Source organism: Bacillus sp. CGMCC 1.60114, from assembly GCF_042676365.1.
Taxonomy (GTDB): domain Bacteria; phylum Bacillota; class Bacilli; order Bacillales; family Bacillaceae_G; genus Bacillus_A; species Bacillus_A rhizoplanae_A.
In genome coordinates, this window is the sequence record NZ_JBHTHG010000084.1 from 154,503 (window position 1) to 170,245 (window position 15,743).

At 35.0% G+C, this 15,743-nt stretch carries 12 protein-coding genes, 3 pseudogenes and 1 riboswitch; of the genes and pseudogenes, 7 read left to right on the forward strand and 8 right to left on the reverse strand.

Translation table 11 applies throughout. The features are described 5' to 3' along the window. Nucleotides 1–174: 174 nt before the first annotated feature. Nucleotides 175–846 carry a transcriptional regulator YeiL gene (gene yeiL, locus ACFQZ1_RS12580; RefSeq protein WP_377882516.1) on the reverse strand — a complete coding sequence of 224 codons (672 nt, stop codon included), beginning with the start codon at nucleotides 844–846 and terminating at the stop codon, nucleotides 175–177. A gap of 81 nt (nucleotides 847–927) precedes the next feature. On the opposite strand from yeiL, the gene ACFQZ1_RS12585 reads away from it, so the two are divergent. Beyond that, complete coding sequence (locus ACFQZ1_RS12585) at nucleotides 928–2,100, forward strand: MFS transporter (protein WP_377882517.1); 1,173 nt, start codon at nucleotides 928–930, stop codon at nucleotides 2,098–2,100. A 395-nt stretch (nucleotides 2,101–2,495) separates the two neighbouring features. On the opposite strand, the pseudogene ACFQZ1_RS12590 reads toward ACFQZ1_RS12585, so the two are convergent. Next, nucleotides 2,496–4,874 (reverse strand): annotated as a pseudogene (locus ACFQZ1_RS12590) (discoidin domain-containing protein). 549 nt (nucleotides 4,875–5,423) lie between these two features. After that, nucleotides 5,424–5,509: riboswitch (cyclic di-GMP riboswitch) on the reverse strand. Nucleotides 5,510–5,794: 285 nt separating this feature from the next. Between ACFQZ1_RS12590 and ACFQZ1_RS12595 the strand changes: the two are divergent. Further along, nucleotides 5,795–6,889 carry a response regulator aspartate phosphatase gene (locus ACFQZ1_RS12595; RefSeq protein ID WP_377882518.1) on the forward strand — a complete coding sequence of 365 codons (1,095 nt, stop codon included), beginning with the start codon at nucleotides 5,795–5,797 and terminating at the stop codon, nucleotides 6,887–6,889. Then, nucleotides 6,889–7,158: a hypothetical protein gene (locus ACFQZ1_RS12600; protein ID WP_377882519.1), complete on the forward strand. Its 270-nt coding sequence runs from the start codon at nucleotides 6,889–6,891 to the stop codon at nucleotides 7,156–7,158. Before ACFQZ1_RS12595 ends, ACFQZ1_RS12600 begins: the two co-directional genes overlap by 1 nt. Before the next feature lie 203 nt (nucleotides 7,159–7,361). Here ACFQZ1_RS12600 and ACFQZ1_RS12605 read toward each other — a convergent pair whose 3' ends face one another. Next, nucleotides 7,362–8,240: a radical SAM/SPASM domain-containing protein gene (locus tag ACFQZ1_RS12605; protein WP_377882520.1), complete on the reverse strand. Its 879-nt coding sequence runs from the start codon at nucleotides 8,238–8,240 to the stop codon at nucleotides 7,362–7,364. Nucleotides 8,241–8,514: 274 nt separating this feature from the next. Here ACFQZ1_RS12605 and ACFQZ1_RS12610 point away from each other — a divergent pair, with 274 nt between their 5' ends. Next, nucleotides 8,515–9,024: a GNAT family N-acetyltransferase gene (locus tag ACFQZ1_RS12610; protein ID WP_377882521.1), complete on the forward strand. Its 510-nt coding sequence runs from the start codon at nucleotides 8,515–8,517 to the stop codon at nucleotides 9,022–9,024. Between the two features lie 130 nt (nucleotides 9,025–9,154). Here ACFQZ1_RS12610 and ACFQZ1_RS12615 read toward each other — a convergent pair whose 3' ends face one another. Beyond that, nucleotides 9,155–9,865: a Crp/Fnr family transcriptional regulator gene (locus ACFQZ1_RS12615; RefSeq protein ID WP_377882522.1), complete on the reverse strand. Its 711-nt coding sequence runs from the start codon at nucleotides 9,863–9,865 to the stop codon at nucleotides 9,155–9,157. A gap of 105 nt (nucleotides 9,866–9,970) precedes the next feature. On the opposite strand from ACFQZ1_RS12615, the gene ACFQZ1_RS12620 reads away from it, so the two are divergent. The 3 genes from ACFQZ1_RS12620 (at nucleotide 9,971) to ACFQZ1_RS12630 (ending at nucleotide 13,313) form a co-directional block, all read left to right on the forward strand. Beyond that, entirely contained in the window at nucleotides 9,971–10,312 is a 342-nt protein-coding gene (locus ACFQZ1_RS12620; protein WP_377882523.1) for a DoxX family protein, read from the forward strand. Nucleotides 10,313–10,591: 279 nt separating this feature from the next. After that, the gene (locus ACFQZ1_RS12625; RefSeq protein ID WP_377882524.1) at nucleotides 10,592–11,332 is read left to right on the forward strand and encodes a GntR family transcriptional regulator; all 741 of its coding nucleotides are present in this window, start codon (nucleotides 10,592–10,594) and stop codon (nucleotides 11,330–11,332) included. A 592-nt stretch (nucleotides 11,333–11,924) separates the two neighbouring features. After that, nucleotides 11,925–13,313: an MFS transporter gene (locus ACFQZ1_RS12630; RefSeq protein WP_377882525.1), complete on the forward strand. Its 1,389-nt coding sequence runs from the start codon at nucleotides 11,925–11,927 to the stop codon at nucleotides 13,311–13,313. Nucleotides 13,314–13,445: 132 nt separating this feature from the next. Here the strand turns inward: ACFQZ1_RS12630 and ACFQZ1_RS12635 are convergent. The 4 genes and pseudogenes from ACFQZ1_RS12635 to ACFQZ1_RS12650 form a co-directional block, all read right to left on the reverse strand. Beyond that, nucleotides 13,446–13,550 (reverse strand): annotated as a pseudogene (locus tag ACFQZ1_RS12635) (integrase core domain-containing protein); the annotation flags it as partial. Next, nucleotides 13,513–13,857, reverse strand: coding sequence for a hypothetical protein (locus ACFQZ1_RS12640; protein ID WP_377882708.1), 345 nt, complete (start codon nucleotides 13,855–13,857; stop codon nucleotides 13,513–13,515). The gene ACFQZ1_RS12640 and the pseudogene ACFQZ1_RS12635, both read right to left, overlap by 38 nt. A gap of 89 nt (nucleotides 13,858–13,946) precedes the next feature. Next, nucleotides 13,947–15,392 carry a DEAD/DEAH box helicase gene (locus tag ACFQZ1_RS12645; protein WP_377882526.1) on the reverse strand — a complete coding sequence of 482 codons (1,446 nt, stop codon included), beginning with the start codon at nucleotides 15,390–15,392 and terminating at the stop codon, nucleotides 13,947–13,949. 40 nt (nucleotides 15,393–15,432) lie between these two features. Beyond that, nucleotides 15,433–15,687: pseudogene (locus ACFQZ1_RS12650) on the reverse strand (DUF4180 domain-containing protein); the annotation flags it as partial. Nucleotides 15,688–15,743: the final 56 nt, after the last annotated feature.

Consider the following 15,743-nt stretch of genomic DNA (forward strand, 5'->3'; position numbering starts at 1 on the left):
TTACATGACACTGCTTCACTGTAATAGGGATCAGGTATTTATTTTTAAACCTCACTTCCTTATGGTACGGTTCACCGTGATTAATCTAAGTGAGGTTCATTAAATTAAGGTTTTTATCGAAGTAAACGTCTGTTCTTCTATTTTGGTATACCACTATTTATGAATCGCAGTTAGTTATTTATTCCTCAACATTTCAGCAAGTTCATATAGCGGGTTGTGCTGCTGAATGCGATAGTGACGTCCTTCCTTTTGCAAATACCCTTTGTCGCAAAATTGTGCAAGCACATGCAATAAATGTCGATAGGAGACGCCTAAAAAATCACAAACAGTTACGTGTTTCTCCTTATAGACCTCTTCATCCGAGGTTTGCAAAATAAAATCCGCAAGCCGGTTTTCAAGCGGGAAGGCGAGACTATACGAATACTTTGCAGCCATTTGTGTTGCTTTTACACTTAAAAATTTGGTTAGTTCACGTAGAAATTTTGCATCTTCTAACATTTGTGTGCGACAGCGATGAAAAGGAAGCGCAAAGCAAATGGTCTTAGTGGAGGTTTGGATCCCTTTTGTATAGTACACCTCATTTAATAATTCCATTTCTCCAATATAATCATTCGCATTGATAAAATTAATTAAGGAAACTTTCCCATTTTGATGCGTTACATAAATTTTTGCTTTTCCTTCAATGACATAAAATAAAAAATCCGGTCGCATGCCTTCTTGAATAATCCATTCATCGCGTTTATATTCATGCACTTCTATAAACTCTTCAATCGGAAAAGAAAATAAATGCGCAATGGAGTACTCATTCAAATATCTTTTCCTTTTCTCATTTTTATAAATTTCCATAATCCACCTCAAAAATGTGAGATATCTCATATTATTGTACGTATCTCCATGTTATCATGCAAACAATGAGGGGGATACAGAATGGACACACAACGCTGGATGAGTAGACAGTTTTTTAGTTTTTATATGACATGGGGCATTTTTCTACCCTATTGGACAGGATGGATGATTCATACAAAAGGGCTTACGCTTTCACAAACTAGTTTGATTATGAGCTTAGGTTTGGTTGCAAGAGGTCTTTCTACATTAATTGCGTTTCCTTATTTATCGAGGAAATTTAGTAGTAAAATCTTATTAAATGGGATGGCAATCGGCACACTAATTGCTATTCTGTGTTGTATTCCAGCGAGTTCCTTTATTAGCTTACTTGTGGTAACGTTACTTTTGAATTTTGTTTACCCAGCGCTGATGCCTGCTTTAGATAGCGCAGCTGGCGTACTTGCGCAAAGTAATCAATTAAGACATTATGGGAAGAGCCGCTCGTGGGGATCCATTGGGTTTGTCGTGGCAGGTATGATCTTAACCATCTTTACAGGAGCGTTTGGGGATGAAGTGATTTTATGGGCACTGTTACTCGGCACATTGGTATTCGTGTGTCTTGGTTTTATGCGTGCACCCGTTGTTTTATCTAAAAAACCGCAAGCGGATCAAACAAAAAAAGGCGGTATGCTGGAATTATTTCGCATCAAACACTTTGGTTTGGTGCTCGTCATTGTGATTTTACTGCAGGCGGCACACGCTTCTTATTACAGCTATGGCTATATTTTTTTACAAGATATTCACGCACCCAAATATTTAATTGGGTTAATTATTAACATTGCCGTGATCGCAGAAATCATTTTCTTCTCAATCGCAGATCAGAGCTTTCATAAATTTTCAGTAGGCTCCTTACTGACACTAGCGGCACTTGGTTCATCCGTACGTTGGATATTAGTATTTTCCTTTCCAAATGTTATTGTTTTCTGTATCGCGCAAACATTGCATGCATGCTCATTTGCAATGGGGCATTATGCCTTTATGAAATATTTAATCAAAAATATTCCACATGCGCAGATTCCAAAAGCACAAGGCATGTATTCAGCACTGGCACTTAGCTGGAGTACTGCGGTATTCACGATGTTTGGCGGTTATTTATACGAAATCGAGCCAAGATACGCCTTTATCGGGATGATTGTTTGTACCATACCGTCGATGCTGCTTGCATTTATTTATCAGAAGTTGGAACATAAAAAGAAAGCAGCAGTTTTTATTTAGTTTGTTTATTTAATACTATACGAAGCTAAATCGATCTGATATGCCGCACAAATCTTCGGATATTCAAGCAGCGGCATATTTTCGTTTTTCCTAATGCTTAAGATCATCGTAGAGCATTATTAGGTAATACTGGGTTATTATGAAGCAGGCTTGTCCATTTTGGACAAGCCTATTAATTTACCATCAATTTTATTTAATGCATCCTTGCCTACATAAATCCTATCTCTCTTTTTCATCACTAAAAAAAACGCATACCAGGACGCAACCTTATTTACTTATATTGCTCTAGGAACGCCCCTTCTACTAGATTTGATACGTAAAAATCATTATTTTGAATACAAAAAAAACTGCAGCAAAGGTATAAGATTCTTTTGCTACAGTCTCTCTTTCAACTATTAATTATATAATTTTATTTCTGAAGCTGAAGCAAATCCACCGTGTCCTGATACGACTTCGAGCTTTACATACTTAGCATCTACTTTACTGAAACTTGCATTCTTTGTAAGTTTACTATCTGCCCAAGTTCCAGTAGCAACCTTTGTAAAGTTAACTCCATCCAGACTTGTGTATATATTATAACTAGTTATGTTACCATTAAAGTTACTATCTTGTCTTGGAACATAAGTTAATTGTGATATACTAGTAACTTCATTAAGCTTTATCGTAATGTATGGAGCCTTATCGCTTCCATCCCATAACGTATGCCACATTGTTGCACTGTTCCCATCAATTGCATTTGCAGCAGAATTATTAGGTGAAGTTTGCTGACTTGAGGCACCTGCAACTGATAAACTTGTGTGCGGGATTAATCCTGTTGCAGCAGTATCAGTAAACTTTAAGTTAATAGCATCACTTGCTGGAGTTGAACCAACTGCAAATTTTCTAACCGTTAAAGTAACATTTCCTGTTAAATCCGGCAAGTTAGGAGAAGTTGGATTATATTTTGTCCAATGCGAACCTTGATCGATGCTGAATTCCATCGTACCGTCTAGACCAAAAACTAAGTTCTCATCATCATTTGAAGAAACATTTAATTTAGCAGCTTGTCCAATTGGGATTAATAAAGGCTGCTCTGTTCCAATCACTCTTGTTAAAATACCATTTGTTGAATTGATTGCTGAGATTTCTTCATTGCTAAGAAGCATATCATTGCTTGTAGCAGCTTTATACGTTTTTCCACCATCAATACTGTATTCCGTATCGGTTTTAATTCCCATCAATTTCCCTGCATTTACTCCATCAAAACTAAAAGTAGCAAGGCTCAACCCTAAACTTGGCATTTGATCTTTTATTTTATTAGCTACTTGCTTTTCATTTACATTCGTTATTGCGTTAAATGCATTTAATATATTTAAAGTATATTGCTGAAGCCTCGCTCTATCATCTGTATTCAGAACACGGCTTCTAATTTGAGTAAGAAGATCCATCATCGGTCTTGGTTCATTAGCGAAAGAAGAAATGATACTGCTGTTTAATTCTTGCCACTGCTCATCTGTTACATTTGGATTTTGTAACATGAGAGAAACGTAATCTTTCCATACTAAGAAATTAATTGGTAAAATATTAGTAGCTATTTTATAAATTGCAACTTTGTTATCTGATGAAGTCATCACTTTCGCTAACCAGCGTAATCGCTCTGATTGATCTAATTTTGCTTGGTCAAGCTCCGCATCTTCAAATAATAATATGTACGGTACTTGATTTTTCAAGCTATCATCTGACTAAGGAATAACAGTTCCACCATGATGCTCCGATGCACTCCATCCGAATATATCATTTCCTAAATACAAAGAAGATGGTTTGTCATTCCAGATGAGTGCACAATGTCCAGGCTGTCCAACAGGCATAGCTGCCACACCAAAGGCTTGGCTTACTTGCGTACCAAACTTTGAAATACCACCGCATACCGCACCATCTCTGTAAATTGAGGAAAGATTCCAACCTAAACCATAAAATGCATCATTTCCAGCTTGAACGCTAACCCCATCTTTGTTATATGTTACATATTTAATCAAATATGCACTTTTTCCTATCTTATCTTGACTTTTAAGTTCTGGATGTTCCGTATTAATCATGTTTCTTGCCCAAGTTAAATCTTCTTCTGGTGACCAAGTATTCACTACTAATCTTAAATGCCAAACATCATATGTTCTAAAGACAGGAAGTAACTCATTATTTTGATCTGCTGATTTATAATATTGGTACCTCGTTAATGGATCAATAGGTTTATTGTTTGTCCAATATTTTACGGGTTCAGCATGGGCTAACGATGTAGCTATCGCTAATTTTAAGTACAATCCTTCATGAGAATCTGCATCCGTATTCCATATTGTACTCCATATCTCAAGTGCATTTACTGGATTCTTTCCAGTTGGACTGCCGCCTTCAAGAAACGTATTCATTACATCTGTATTTTTCATAACCCAGTTAAGAAAGTTCTGATGAGCAGCATCTTTTTTAGCGAATGCATCCATTGCTGCAGCACCTGTTTGTGATATGAATTGCCACTGAGCCAAAGCTGCTGCAAATACTGAGTCTGTAAGCTTATTTTGTAAATTCGCTTCAGTGATATCCCCAATATTTTCATTCAGATATGTTGTGAGATAACTCAAATGATCTTCAAAATTACCATTTGCAATTGCCTGATCTGTCTTTTGCTTCAATGTTTCTTGAGTCAACGACACCGTTTCAGCTGAAACTTTCGTATAAGGAATCGTAACAAAGCTCCCTGAAACAAGTGACATAGTTAATACTAAAGATAAAGTTCTTTTCAAAATAAGCCCCCCTTTTTTGTATGTTTAACCGATTACCCTTGCAGCCTCCTTCCTTACATAAAGTGAAGCTTCCATTAGTGTTTTTTCATCCTCCACTAATGGAAAGCCCGCCCAATTGGGCATTTACGGGCAGTTATCCCCCACCTTTCTTCTTAAGAAAAGCGGAAACGGCTCGCTCAGAATCGCAGGACGTTGGAGCACCCGACAGAGAGGCGCTTTTTGCCTCGTCCGAGGGGGCGAAACGACCGGAAATTCTAGCCGCTAGAGCTGGACAATGAGTCTCTTGGAATCTTGAGGTGAGGGTCTTACTACCCGCAAATAATGAAATAAAGTGAAACTTCCATCAGTGGGGGGCTTTATCCCCCACTGATGGTTAGTTGAACCAATCAGGCTTTTACGGGCAGTTATCCCCACCTTTCTTCTTCGCTTTTCTCTCAAGCTTAAGGTGGGTGTTACTGCCCGTTAATGTGGGATAAAAAAATTCCCCATACCTAAAGGCATGGGGAATTAAACTACCAACATGAATAAAACTTGGAAGTTTCCTAACCTTTCGGCAACTGGCTGACATAGTGGAATACACCTTAGTCCCTATAGCTTTGCGTCATTAGCTTTCACTAATTTTGCCTTTATCGAATTTAATTCTTGAATCGGATTATAACAAAATTCGACATATATTGATAGATTTTTTAATTAATTTAACCGAATTTTTACTTATCTTAAAAATTTGGTTAAAGTTTATATATTTAAAATTTCCATTTCATACTGCAGCATTTCATAATTGCAGAAACGATTCCTCTCTATTCCTGGATTCCAAAAGAATTAAATCCATTTATGAGTTGAGAAATATATTAAATTGTTTCCATAAAATCTTATTCTTGCTATCATTATTTATGAGAATATTCAAAAAGAGAGGGGATTTCATGAACGTTTTGGTGAAGGGGAATGAACAAATTACGAAACTATTTAACGAATGGTATCAAGCTATCCTGCAACAGCAAGTGTTGAAAGCAACAACTTTAAAGCAAGAGATCGACGAAAAAATTTCTACTATCCAAGAAGATGACAACTTATTACTTTATTATTCTTTACTAGAGTTTAGATATAAAGTATTAACTGAAGGCATTAATATTTCACATGATGAATTTAAAAAGATTGAACAATTTGATCAACCTTTCGACGATTGCCTAACTTATTATTATCATTTTTATAAAGCCATACATAATACAATATTGTCCAATTATGTAGAGGCTGCCACTCACTTTGAAAAAGCTGAGGTTCTTTTAGAATGCATACCTAATGAATTAGAAAAAGCTGAATTTAATTATCGTTTAGCAACCTTCTACTATCAAACGTATAAGCCACTTCCTTCTATTTCATATAGCAATAAAGCAAAGGAAGTTTTTCGTAACAATGAAGGATATGAGCTTAACGTAGCTTTATGTGAGAACGTGCTAGGGTTAACGTGTATTCAGATAAGACAGTACGAACAATCTGAAGAACACCTAAATACCGCTATAGACATTGTTAAAAAGACTGATAACACCGAACTACTTCTACGTATTAGAAACAATTTAGGCTGGTTATACTCAAGTCAAAACCTTTCAGACTTAGCTATCCGTCATTTATCAGAAATTACTGAACACCTTCCAAATCATTATAAAGCTATGTTCTTACAGGCTAGAGAACATTATAAGTTGGGTGAACATAACAAGGCTAATATACTAATTGAAAAAGGGCTTACAGCTTGTATTAAGACAGAAAATCAAGAATACGTGCACCGTTTTAATATCCTGAAAGAAATGAATAATAATTCTGATTCTCTAATGTTAGAAAATGTTATTTTAGAAGGAATTTCCTACTTTGAAGTAGAAAATTTAATACATTGCGTACAAGAATACACAGAAATATTAGCAGTCATGTTTTATAAAGAAGAGAATGAGAAGAAAGCAAGTAAATATTTTTACATGAGTAATGAGGCAAGAAAGAAATATGAAGAAAAAGGAGCATTAGTATAATGAAAAAGATTAAAGCTTTACTTTTACTGCCTGTTATGGCGATGGGGTTTGTTACTATGGCTGAGGGAGATACTCCTGCACCACAATATGCAATCAATATTACAGCGAGTGAACACGGGGATACACCTGCCCCAGCTTATGCACATGGCGACACCGGTATTGTAAGTAAAGACGCGGAAGGAGATACTCCTGCTCCAGCTTATGCACATGGCGACACTGGTATTGTAAGTAAAGACGCGGAAGGAGATACTCCTGCACCACAAGCATAATATTTTCACATTTAAAATGAACTACCCCCACCTAGCGCTTCGCGCTTAAGGTGGGGGGGTTCTCGCTAGATATGATAAAATCACTGTCAATACAGGTAATTCTTCTACCGAAAGAAACACCAAAGATATTGAATTATTCTTTGATGCTTCCTCTAAAAATAACTATATGCTTACTTATAATACGGCTCACCATGTTTCCATATCTATTTCCCAAATCTTTTACGATATCCACATTTTCTACACAGTTCCTCTACTGCTTCTCTTCGTGAAAACCCATCTACGAGATTTTTTGCTCTCTCTCCTTCGATAACATCAGAAAATGAAGCATCATTAATATTACCAAGGTTGATAATGCCCTCACCATCTAAACAACAAGGGATAACAGTTCCGTTCGCTAAAATACCCGCTTGATTTCGAAGACCATAACAGAAGCCCTTTCCATCGTCTTCTTCTTCATGCAGTGCAGGCCACTGAAACTCATAATCTTGATTGATGAAGATACGTTCCGCAATTTTCACGCCACTTCCTGGTGTAACCTTCTCTTCAATTTTGTATGGTAAATCAAATTCTTTCTCAATGATTTCTAGTAATTGTCTGTTTCGTTGTATTTCAATATTCGTCATATTGTCTTGTGTTAAGTTCCATAATCTGAGCGAAACAATCAAATCTGATTGGCTCGTTGCTTCTTTAATAAAAGAAAGTACACTTCGCACATATCCTTCTTTATCTTTAGAACCTTCATGGCCATCAAAACTATGAAGTGAAAAATTCATCTGTCTGAGCGCAGGTTTATTTAATAATTTATCTCTCTTTTTATTAATTAACGTTCCATTCGTTGTAATGTTAACTTTAAACCCTTTTTCATGACATAAGTCTAACAATTGATCTATTTTAGGGTGAAGCAAAGGCTCACCTTTTACATGTAAATAAATATAGTCTGTGTGAGGCTTAATTTGATCTAATCGCTTTGAAAACTCCTCCACAGAAAGAAATTGCTTCTGCCGTTCTGTTGGCGGACAAAAGCTGCATGCGAGGTTACATACACTCGTAATCTCTAAATAAAACTTCTTAAACTTTTTCAATCTCAATTCCTCACTTCTTTGACTACTTAGAACAAGAAAAACTATTGTTCTATCACTATTACAGCATAATTTTTCATAAATGAAAACATACTTATTCAAGGAAACTCTTGTTACTATTTTCTCTGTTTGGAAGAATGCAATTGTAATTGGATCATTACTGTAATTTTAAAATAACGTACTATCCGCTATCAGAGAGAGTTCATTCAAGAAGGAATTTAAACTCTGAGTAGAAAATTATTACATAAAGATTATAAATTATTTTGAGGTGAGCGTATTGAGTAATGATGTAAAAATTGAACGATTATATACAGTTGAAGACAATCTTTGTGAGCTTTCTGAGCTTTTAATACATACAGTAAAAGATGGAGCTTCCATTGGTTTTTTATTACCGTTTAAAAATGTAGATGCACGAAAATATTGGACATCTGTTTTAAGTCCTGAAGTGATTTTACTTGTGGCTACATTCAACAACCAAATTGTTGGAAGTGTCCAGTTACACTTATCTACAAAACAAAATGGAAATCATAGAGCTGAAATAGCTAAATTAATGACACACCCTAACTATCGACGTATTGGTATTGGTCGCCTACTCATGCAAAAAGCTGAAGAAATAGCAAAGAATGAAAACAGATCATTATTAGTTCTTGATACTAGAGAAGGAGACCCTTCTAATATCTTATATACATCATTGGGATATATGAAAGCTGGTCGGATTCCAAACTATGCTAAGTCACCGAATGGCGAATTTGCTGCTACCATTTATTATTATAAAGATAACAAATAGGTGCGTAAAAAAAGAAGACTTTCTTGTGAAGTCCTCTTTTTTTATCCCGCATTAACGTGCTGTTCCCCCTTTCATTTCTTACCTTCCGCGGCATTTTGAAGCGAGAATTTTAAACTAACTATATCTTTTACTAAATACGCTTACTGCCTATTTCTAATTCTTCTATTAATCTCCCTAAGTGAATTTGTAATAATTTACGCGGGGCTGCTTTTCGGACAATGCCTTCTTGTGTTAAATCATTTAATAAACCCGTTACCGTTTCACGAATACTCCCTGTCATATTTGCTAATTCTTGATGAGTAATGGAAATTTCAAGCTGTCTCCAATCCTCTGCAGCTTCCACTGCTATTCCAAATTTTTTCGATAATTTATAAAGCAAAAAGAGCAATCGTTTCCGCGCACTACTATGTGCCATGTGCTCTAACAGCTCTTCCATTTCCTTGACACGAATAGATAGTATCTCTATGAACTTTAAAGCGATGTCCGGTTTATCGTATATAAGTTCTTGAAATTGATTTCTATCTATTTTACAAATTAGAGATTCTTCCCATGTTTCAGCATATACACCTTCAGATCCCGTTGTAAATGTACCTACCGCTCCAAACACATGCCCTGCATCTAATATGTCGAGTGTAAGCTCCTTTCCATCTTCAGATATTTTATATAAACGTACTTTACCTGCTTTAACTAAATATAAAAACTGTTGTTCCATATGCGGAGAGGTAATCACTGTCCCTCTTTTCATTACATCAATAGGAGTATCCCGCTCAATCTTCTTTAATTCTTCTAACTCTAACTCATCAAATAAACGTATTCGCGATAAATATTTTATTTTATCCATGAACTTCCCTCCCATTGTAGTCCCCACTACATATTTTCAGAATGATATATACTACACTCTTATGTGAAAGTATGTATTTTATTATCTTATCAAGGAGGAAGTTATATGGATATCATTACTATTATCATTCAACTTATTTTGATTGGCATATTTTCAATATCGTTTTCCCTAAAAATTTCACGTGCAAAATCAATGGTTCATCACTGGAATGAATATCGCTACCCTATGTGGTTTATGAATGTGATTGCCTTATTGGAGCTCATCGGGATTATAGGAATCATTATTGGTTTTTGGAGTGATAGATTTTTACACTATGCAGCTTTTCTTATTATTGTTCTTATGTTAGGAGCTTTGCATGCTCATTTCTTCCGTGCGAAGCATAAACCCATTATGGCACTTAATGCGTTTATTATGCTTGTTCTTTCTATTACAATTCTACTCGCTTAAGGAAACAGGAAGTTTAAATAATAGTCAATGGAGAGATAACCTCCTCCACTGACTCGACAAGAAGGTTTTAATACAACAGCTGTATGTATTAAAGTGTTTTCAAACCATTCAAAGCTATTTTTAGTTATATACAGTATCTCCCTTCTTCCGTTTGAATGACAAATATACCTAGCGCAAATTATAATGGATTTTTGCAAGCGTATTAATTTCCATGGAAAAATAAGTTACAATAAACCAAAGAAAAGAAACGGAATTTATAAACTATAGGGGTATCAGAAAATGAACAATAAACTTCATGAACTCAATAAACAAAAAAAACCGCTATTTGTCACTGTGTATGATCAATTGTATAAGTTAATCATGGATGGAACATTTCCTCCTGACAGCAAGCTTCCAACAGAACCCGAATTGGCTAAAATATTTGGTGTAAGCAGAATGACATTGCGACATGCTTTGGCACTTTTGAAGGAAGATGGATTGGTTAAAAATATACATGGAAAAGGGAATTTCATTACAAAATTTCATCATAATGAAAGTATGGATGGCTTGGAGAAGTTAGGAAATCCCTTATATAAATGCTATACGGAAAAAATAGATGATATCGAACTGAATTTCCGAATTGATCTAGTAACAGACTATGCAAAGCAAGTGTTAAATCAAGAAATGACTGCAGTGGTTGCGTTGGAACGTTGGTATAAAAATAACGATAAGATAGTTGCTTTTGCTTTTACGATGATGCCAATAGAAGCCGTTTCCCAATTAAATCTTGACTTACAAAACGAGAAGCAAGTGTTGGAAATGTTAGAAAAGAACGTATATGATTTGGCTAATTCCTCTACCATTGAAATTAAACGTTCTAATTCCGTCAATACGCCGTCATTAAAATACAAGCTTTTCCACGGAGAAGAATGTGATTTAATTTTAGAAAGTGTGTATATCAGCGATAAATATCCTGTGGTTTATAATAAATACTATATACCAATAGAGTTTAGTCAAATTAAGATTAAAACATCTAAGTAAAGTTCTATACTTAATTTGGAAGCGATGGATTTCATATGAAATCCATCGCTTTTTTGTAACAAAAAAGACAAATTCCCAAAGAAAGATGGGTTGTGAGCAAAATAAAGGTATGGTATCCTTTTCATTGTTAAGATATATACAAGTTTTTAGACAACTATACAATGTTGTATACTCCGAAGATTTCTCATACATTACCATGAAAGCGTAATCAAACAGGAAGATGTTTTAGGTTATTTATGCAAGTGCTTCCTTATAAACATCATAAGCAGGAAAGATATCCTTTTCATTGTCTAGATTCATACAAACTTTTAGACAACCATACGATGTTGTATATTTTGAAGGGTTATCATCAACGGTTATGAAAGCGTAATCAAAAGGTAAGACTTTTAATCATTTATGAAAACGTTTCCTCTTACAACATCATGTGAAGGAAACAACGGGTACAACTGTGCACAAAGAAACCCCGCGTATGAAACAAATGGTATAGAAATTACTGAACCTATCCACGAAAGGATCAATTAGTAGTTAAAGGCGTGATAATTATGACTCAGGAAGACAATTTCCTGCATAACAAAAGGAGAGGAATATAGCTATGTCTACAATAAGTGCAGATGTAAGCATGAAGAAAACTCAGGAATATAGTGCTAAGAAAGCAGTACCTATTACCTTACTGTTATTTCTATTATGTTTAGTAATTGACAATTCGTTTAAGATTATCTCTGTTGATATGGCAAAAGATTTTCATATTTCAGCGACAACAGTTAGCTGGCAAGCAACATTAGCTGGCCTTGTGATTGGAATTGGGGCAGTGGTTTACGCAGCTTTAGCGGATTCTATTAGTATCAGAAAACTTTTTAGTGTTGGTATTATTTTAATCTGCGCTGGTTCAATCATGGGATATATTTTTCAACATTCGTTTTTACTAGTTGTTATCTCACGAATTATCCAAACAGCAGGTCTAGCATCAGCTGAAACATTATATGTTATCTTTGTAACAAAACATTTACCTGCAGATGAACAAAAGAAATTTTTAGGATTAAGTACAAGTAGTTTTGCTCTTTCTCAGCTTATCGGTGCATTAACTGGAGGTTATGTTTCTACATACTTCCATTGGACAACTCTATTTTTACTTTCTTTAGTAACACTTTTCACTCTTCCTTTTATTTTAAAATATCTTCCTAAGGAAGAAACGAAAAACAGTAATGTAGATGTATTAGGATTATTTTTAGTAGCAACGATTTCAGCATCCCTACTACTATATATTACCGATTTCAATTGGATGTACCTTCTCTTGTTTATTGTTGCAATTACACTGTTCCTTACTTATATTAGTAAGAACTCAAAAGCGTTTATCGGAATTTCATTCTTTAAAAATAAACAGTTTATCTCACTGCTTGGAGTTGCTTTTGTAATTTACTCTGTACAGTTAGCATATATCTTCGTATTCCCATTCTTGCTTGAAAAGATTTATGGTTTGAAGCTAGATACTATTTCACTATTATTAATTCCAGGCTATATAGCAGCTGCTACAGTCGGAGCTCTTTCTGGAAAAATTGCGAAGGTTTTAGGAAGCAAGCAATGTATTACAATTGCTATGTTTAGTATTATGATCAGCTTACTATTAGGCGGATTCTTTATAAAAACTTCTGTTGTTGTATTCGTGATATCCATGGTTTTATTCTCTAGTTCATTTGCATTCATGTATGCACCATTACTTGATTCTTGCATTTGTACAATTGAGAAAGAAAAAACAGGAACAGCAATCGGTTTTTATAACTTAACTCTTAATGTCGCTATGTCAATCGGAATTGCCTATACAGCAGCAATGATGGACCATTCCGCAATGCGACAAAGCATCCTAGGTATTACAAGCAATGCGGATGCTTCCATGTATAGTAATATCCTATTCATTCTCGTACTCATTACCCTTTTCAGTTTATCTCTGTACTGGGTATTAGTAGGACGAAAAACGACAAAGTAGACAAGTTGTCTATTAGTTAACTAGTCATATAGAATTTCTTTGTAAGAAAATCTTAAAACATAGTAGAACCCTAAGCCCAAAAGTGAACTGTACCCTATAAAATGGACAGTTTAATAAAAAGACCATGAAAAATCAAGCACTTAAAAGATGGTTTCGGTATTCTACCGGAGCCATCTTTTTTAGTGTCCACTGATAACGATTATAATCCTCCATATGATCCTTTATGGCAAGCTGAAGAGAGTGATTTTGTCGAAGGGCGTTCTGTATAAAAGCCTTCTTCACCAAATTGTTCATATGTTCTTCGCCAACGTTTTAAACATTGTTTTGGTTTTTTCTCACCAATCACAACTAAATCAAACCCACTCTCTAAAAAGATTTGGCTTGGACCTTTTCCTTTTTGATTTTCTTTTACAGCTCTTACCTTAAAATCTGGACAATAGCTAATCGAACGTTCAGACGCTTTTAATACATTTTCATTTTTCTCTAGTTGTTTCATTTGAATTTCGTTAAAAATAATTTTACTCATTTCTATCGTTGGCTCCATTATAACGAGGTTTCCTTATAAAAACACACAAAAACCTCGAATCATGGGGCTTTTTTTAAGTGTCCATGATTCGGGGTACAGTTCACCTTTTATTTAATTGCCTCATGAACTTTTAACTGCTTCCCTTTTATCGTTGTGTTTTTCATTACTTTTAAAACAAGTGGTCCTTTTCCGTTTAATATATCAACATAAGAAACATTATCCTGTATCGTAATAATCCCTATATCATCCGCTGTAACACCTGGAATTTTGGCAATTGTACCAACAAAATCCACTGCTCTGATTTTCTTTTTCTTCCCACCATTAAAGTAAAGCTTCATGATTCCCTTATTTAGACTAGCACTTTTATCTTTTTTAATAATTGGCTTAGCATTTATTTTTTCTTCAAATGCCGCCTTTCTTTTTGTAACTTCTTCTTTTAAAGGTGCATCTATTTTTAAAATTTCAAAACCGATATACTCTTCGATTTCTGCTAGAAATCTCTCTTCATACGGGGTTACAAATGTAATTGCTTTCCCGCTATTACCAGCACGTCCTGTTCTTCCTGTACGGTGTACGTAACTTTCTTTTTCTAATGGAATATCATAATTGATGACGTGGGTAATATTCTCAATATCAATTCCTCGTGCTGCTACATCTGTCGCTACTAAATAGCGGAATTTCCCTTTTTTAAAGTCATTCATTACTGCAAACCGATCTTCTTGCACCATACCACCATGAATTTTATCACAAGGATAGCCAGAACGTTTTAACTGTCTAAATACATCATCTACATTTTCTTGCGTACGGCAGAAAATAATGCAACTATCTGGATTTTCAATAGTTGTTATATCTTTCAGAAGAGAGAACTTCTCTTCTTCCCTCACTTCTAAAAGACTATGTTCAATTTTATCTGTCGTAATACCAGATGCTTTAATCTCGATGTTGATTGGTGATTCCATATATGTACGAGACAAATTTTCAACATCTTCTGGTAATGTCGCAGAAAATAGCATCGTCATTCGGTTCGTAGGTAGTTCGTCAATAATTGCTTCTACTTGATCGATAAAGCCCATATTTAACATTTCATCTGCCTCATCAATCACCAAATACTTCAAACACTCTAACGAGAAAGTCCCCTTTTCAATATGATCTAATACACGTCCAGGAGTGCCGACAACAATATGTGTCTTTTGCTTTAGTTCTAATTTTTGACGTGCAAATGGAGATTTTCCGTAAACCGCAGTTGCTTTAATACGCTTAAATCTTCCTATATTCGTAATATCTTCTTTTACCTGCACAGCAAGTTCCCTTGTTGGTGTAAGGATTAACGCCTGCGGCTTATTTTCTTCCCACTCAACCATTTCACAAAGCGGAATCCCAAAAGAAGCTGTCTTACCGCTTCCTGTTTGTGATTTTACAACAAGATCTTTCTTTTCTAATGCAATTGGGATGACTTTCTCTTGCACTTCTGTTGGCTTTTCATATTGTAAGCTAGCAAGTGCTCTTACAATTTCTTTACTCAATGCGTAATTGTTAAAACGTTGTGGACTCATGTACTAACCTCATTTTGTTATATATTCTTTTATGTATTTTTCACCATTGTATGAATACCATATGCATAATTCCATTTTTCTCTTTCGTTTTACTAAAGGCAACTCTTATATGATAGTTTATGAATTTTTGCAACATCATTCCTGCTAGACCTGTTTTCAGATTAAAGAAGTCTTCAAAAAATGCATCAACATAGAGCATTAATAAGTATACGTCATTTTCAGCACATATGCCTACAAAATCTAACACATCTTTTTCTGAAGGGAGTTGTCTCTCAACAGAAACACATTCAATATATTTTTGTTGTTTTTTCCGCTATTCTGTAATTCGTTATGCTTGCCCCCTTGAAAATC

Excerpts from the sequence above, each read along its gene's own strand:
- ACFQZ1_RS12600 (WP_377882519.1), top strand. The coding sequence starts at position 6,889 with ATGAAAAAGATTAAAGCTTTACTTTTACTGCCTGTTATGGCGATGGGG.
- ACFQZ1_RS12615 (WP_377882522.1), bottom strand. The coding sequence starts at position 9,865 with ATGGATAAAATAAAATATTTATCGCGAATACGTTTATTTGATGAGTTA.
- ACFQZ1_RS12620 (WP_377882523.1), top strand. The coding sequence starts at position 9,971 with ATGGATATCATTACTATTATCATTCAACTTATTTTGATTGGCATATTT.
- ACFQZ1_RS12640 (WP_377882708.1), bottom strand. The coding sequence starts at position 13,857 with ATGGAGCCAACGATAGAAATGAGTAAAATTATTTTTAACGAAATTCAA.
- ACFQZ1_RS12595 (WP_377882518.1), top strand. The coding sequence starts at position 5,795 with ATGAACGTTTTGGTGAAGGGGAATGAACAAATTACGAAACTATTTAAC.
- ACFQZ1_RS12630 (WP_377882525.1), top strand. The coding sequence starts at position 11,925 with ATGTCTACAATAAGTGCAGATGTAAGCATGAAGAAAACTCAGGAATAT.
- ACFQZ1_RS12585 (WP_377882517.1), top strand. The coding sequence starts at position 928 with ATGGACACACAACGCTGGATGAGTAGACAGTTTTTTAGTTTTTATATG.
- ACFQZ1_RS12625 (WP_377882524.1), top strand. The coding sequence starts at position 10,592 with ATGAACAATAAACTTCATGAACTCAATAAACAAAAAAAACCGCTATTT.
- ACFQZ1_RS12645 (WP_377882526.1), bottom strand. The coding sequence starts at position 15,392 with ATGAGTCCACAACGTTTTAACAATTACGCATTGAGTAAAGAAATTGTA.
- yeiL (WP_377882516.1), bottom strand. The coding sequence starts at position 846 with ATGGAAATTTATAAAAATGAGAAAAGGAAAAGATATTTGAATGAGTAC.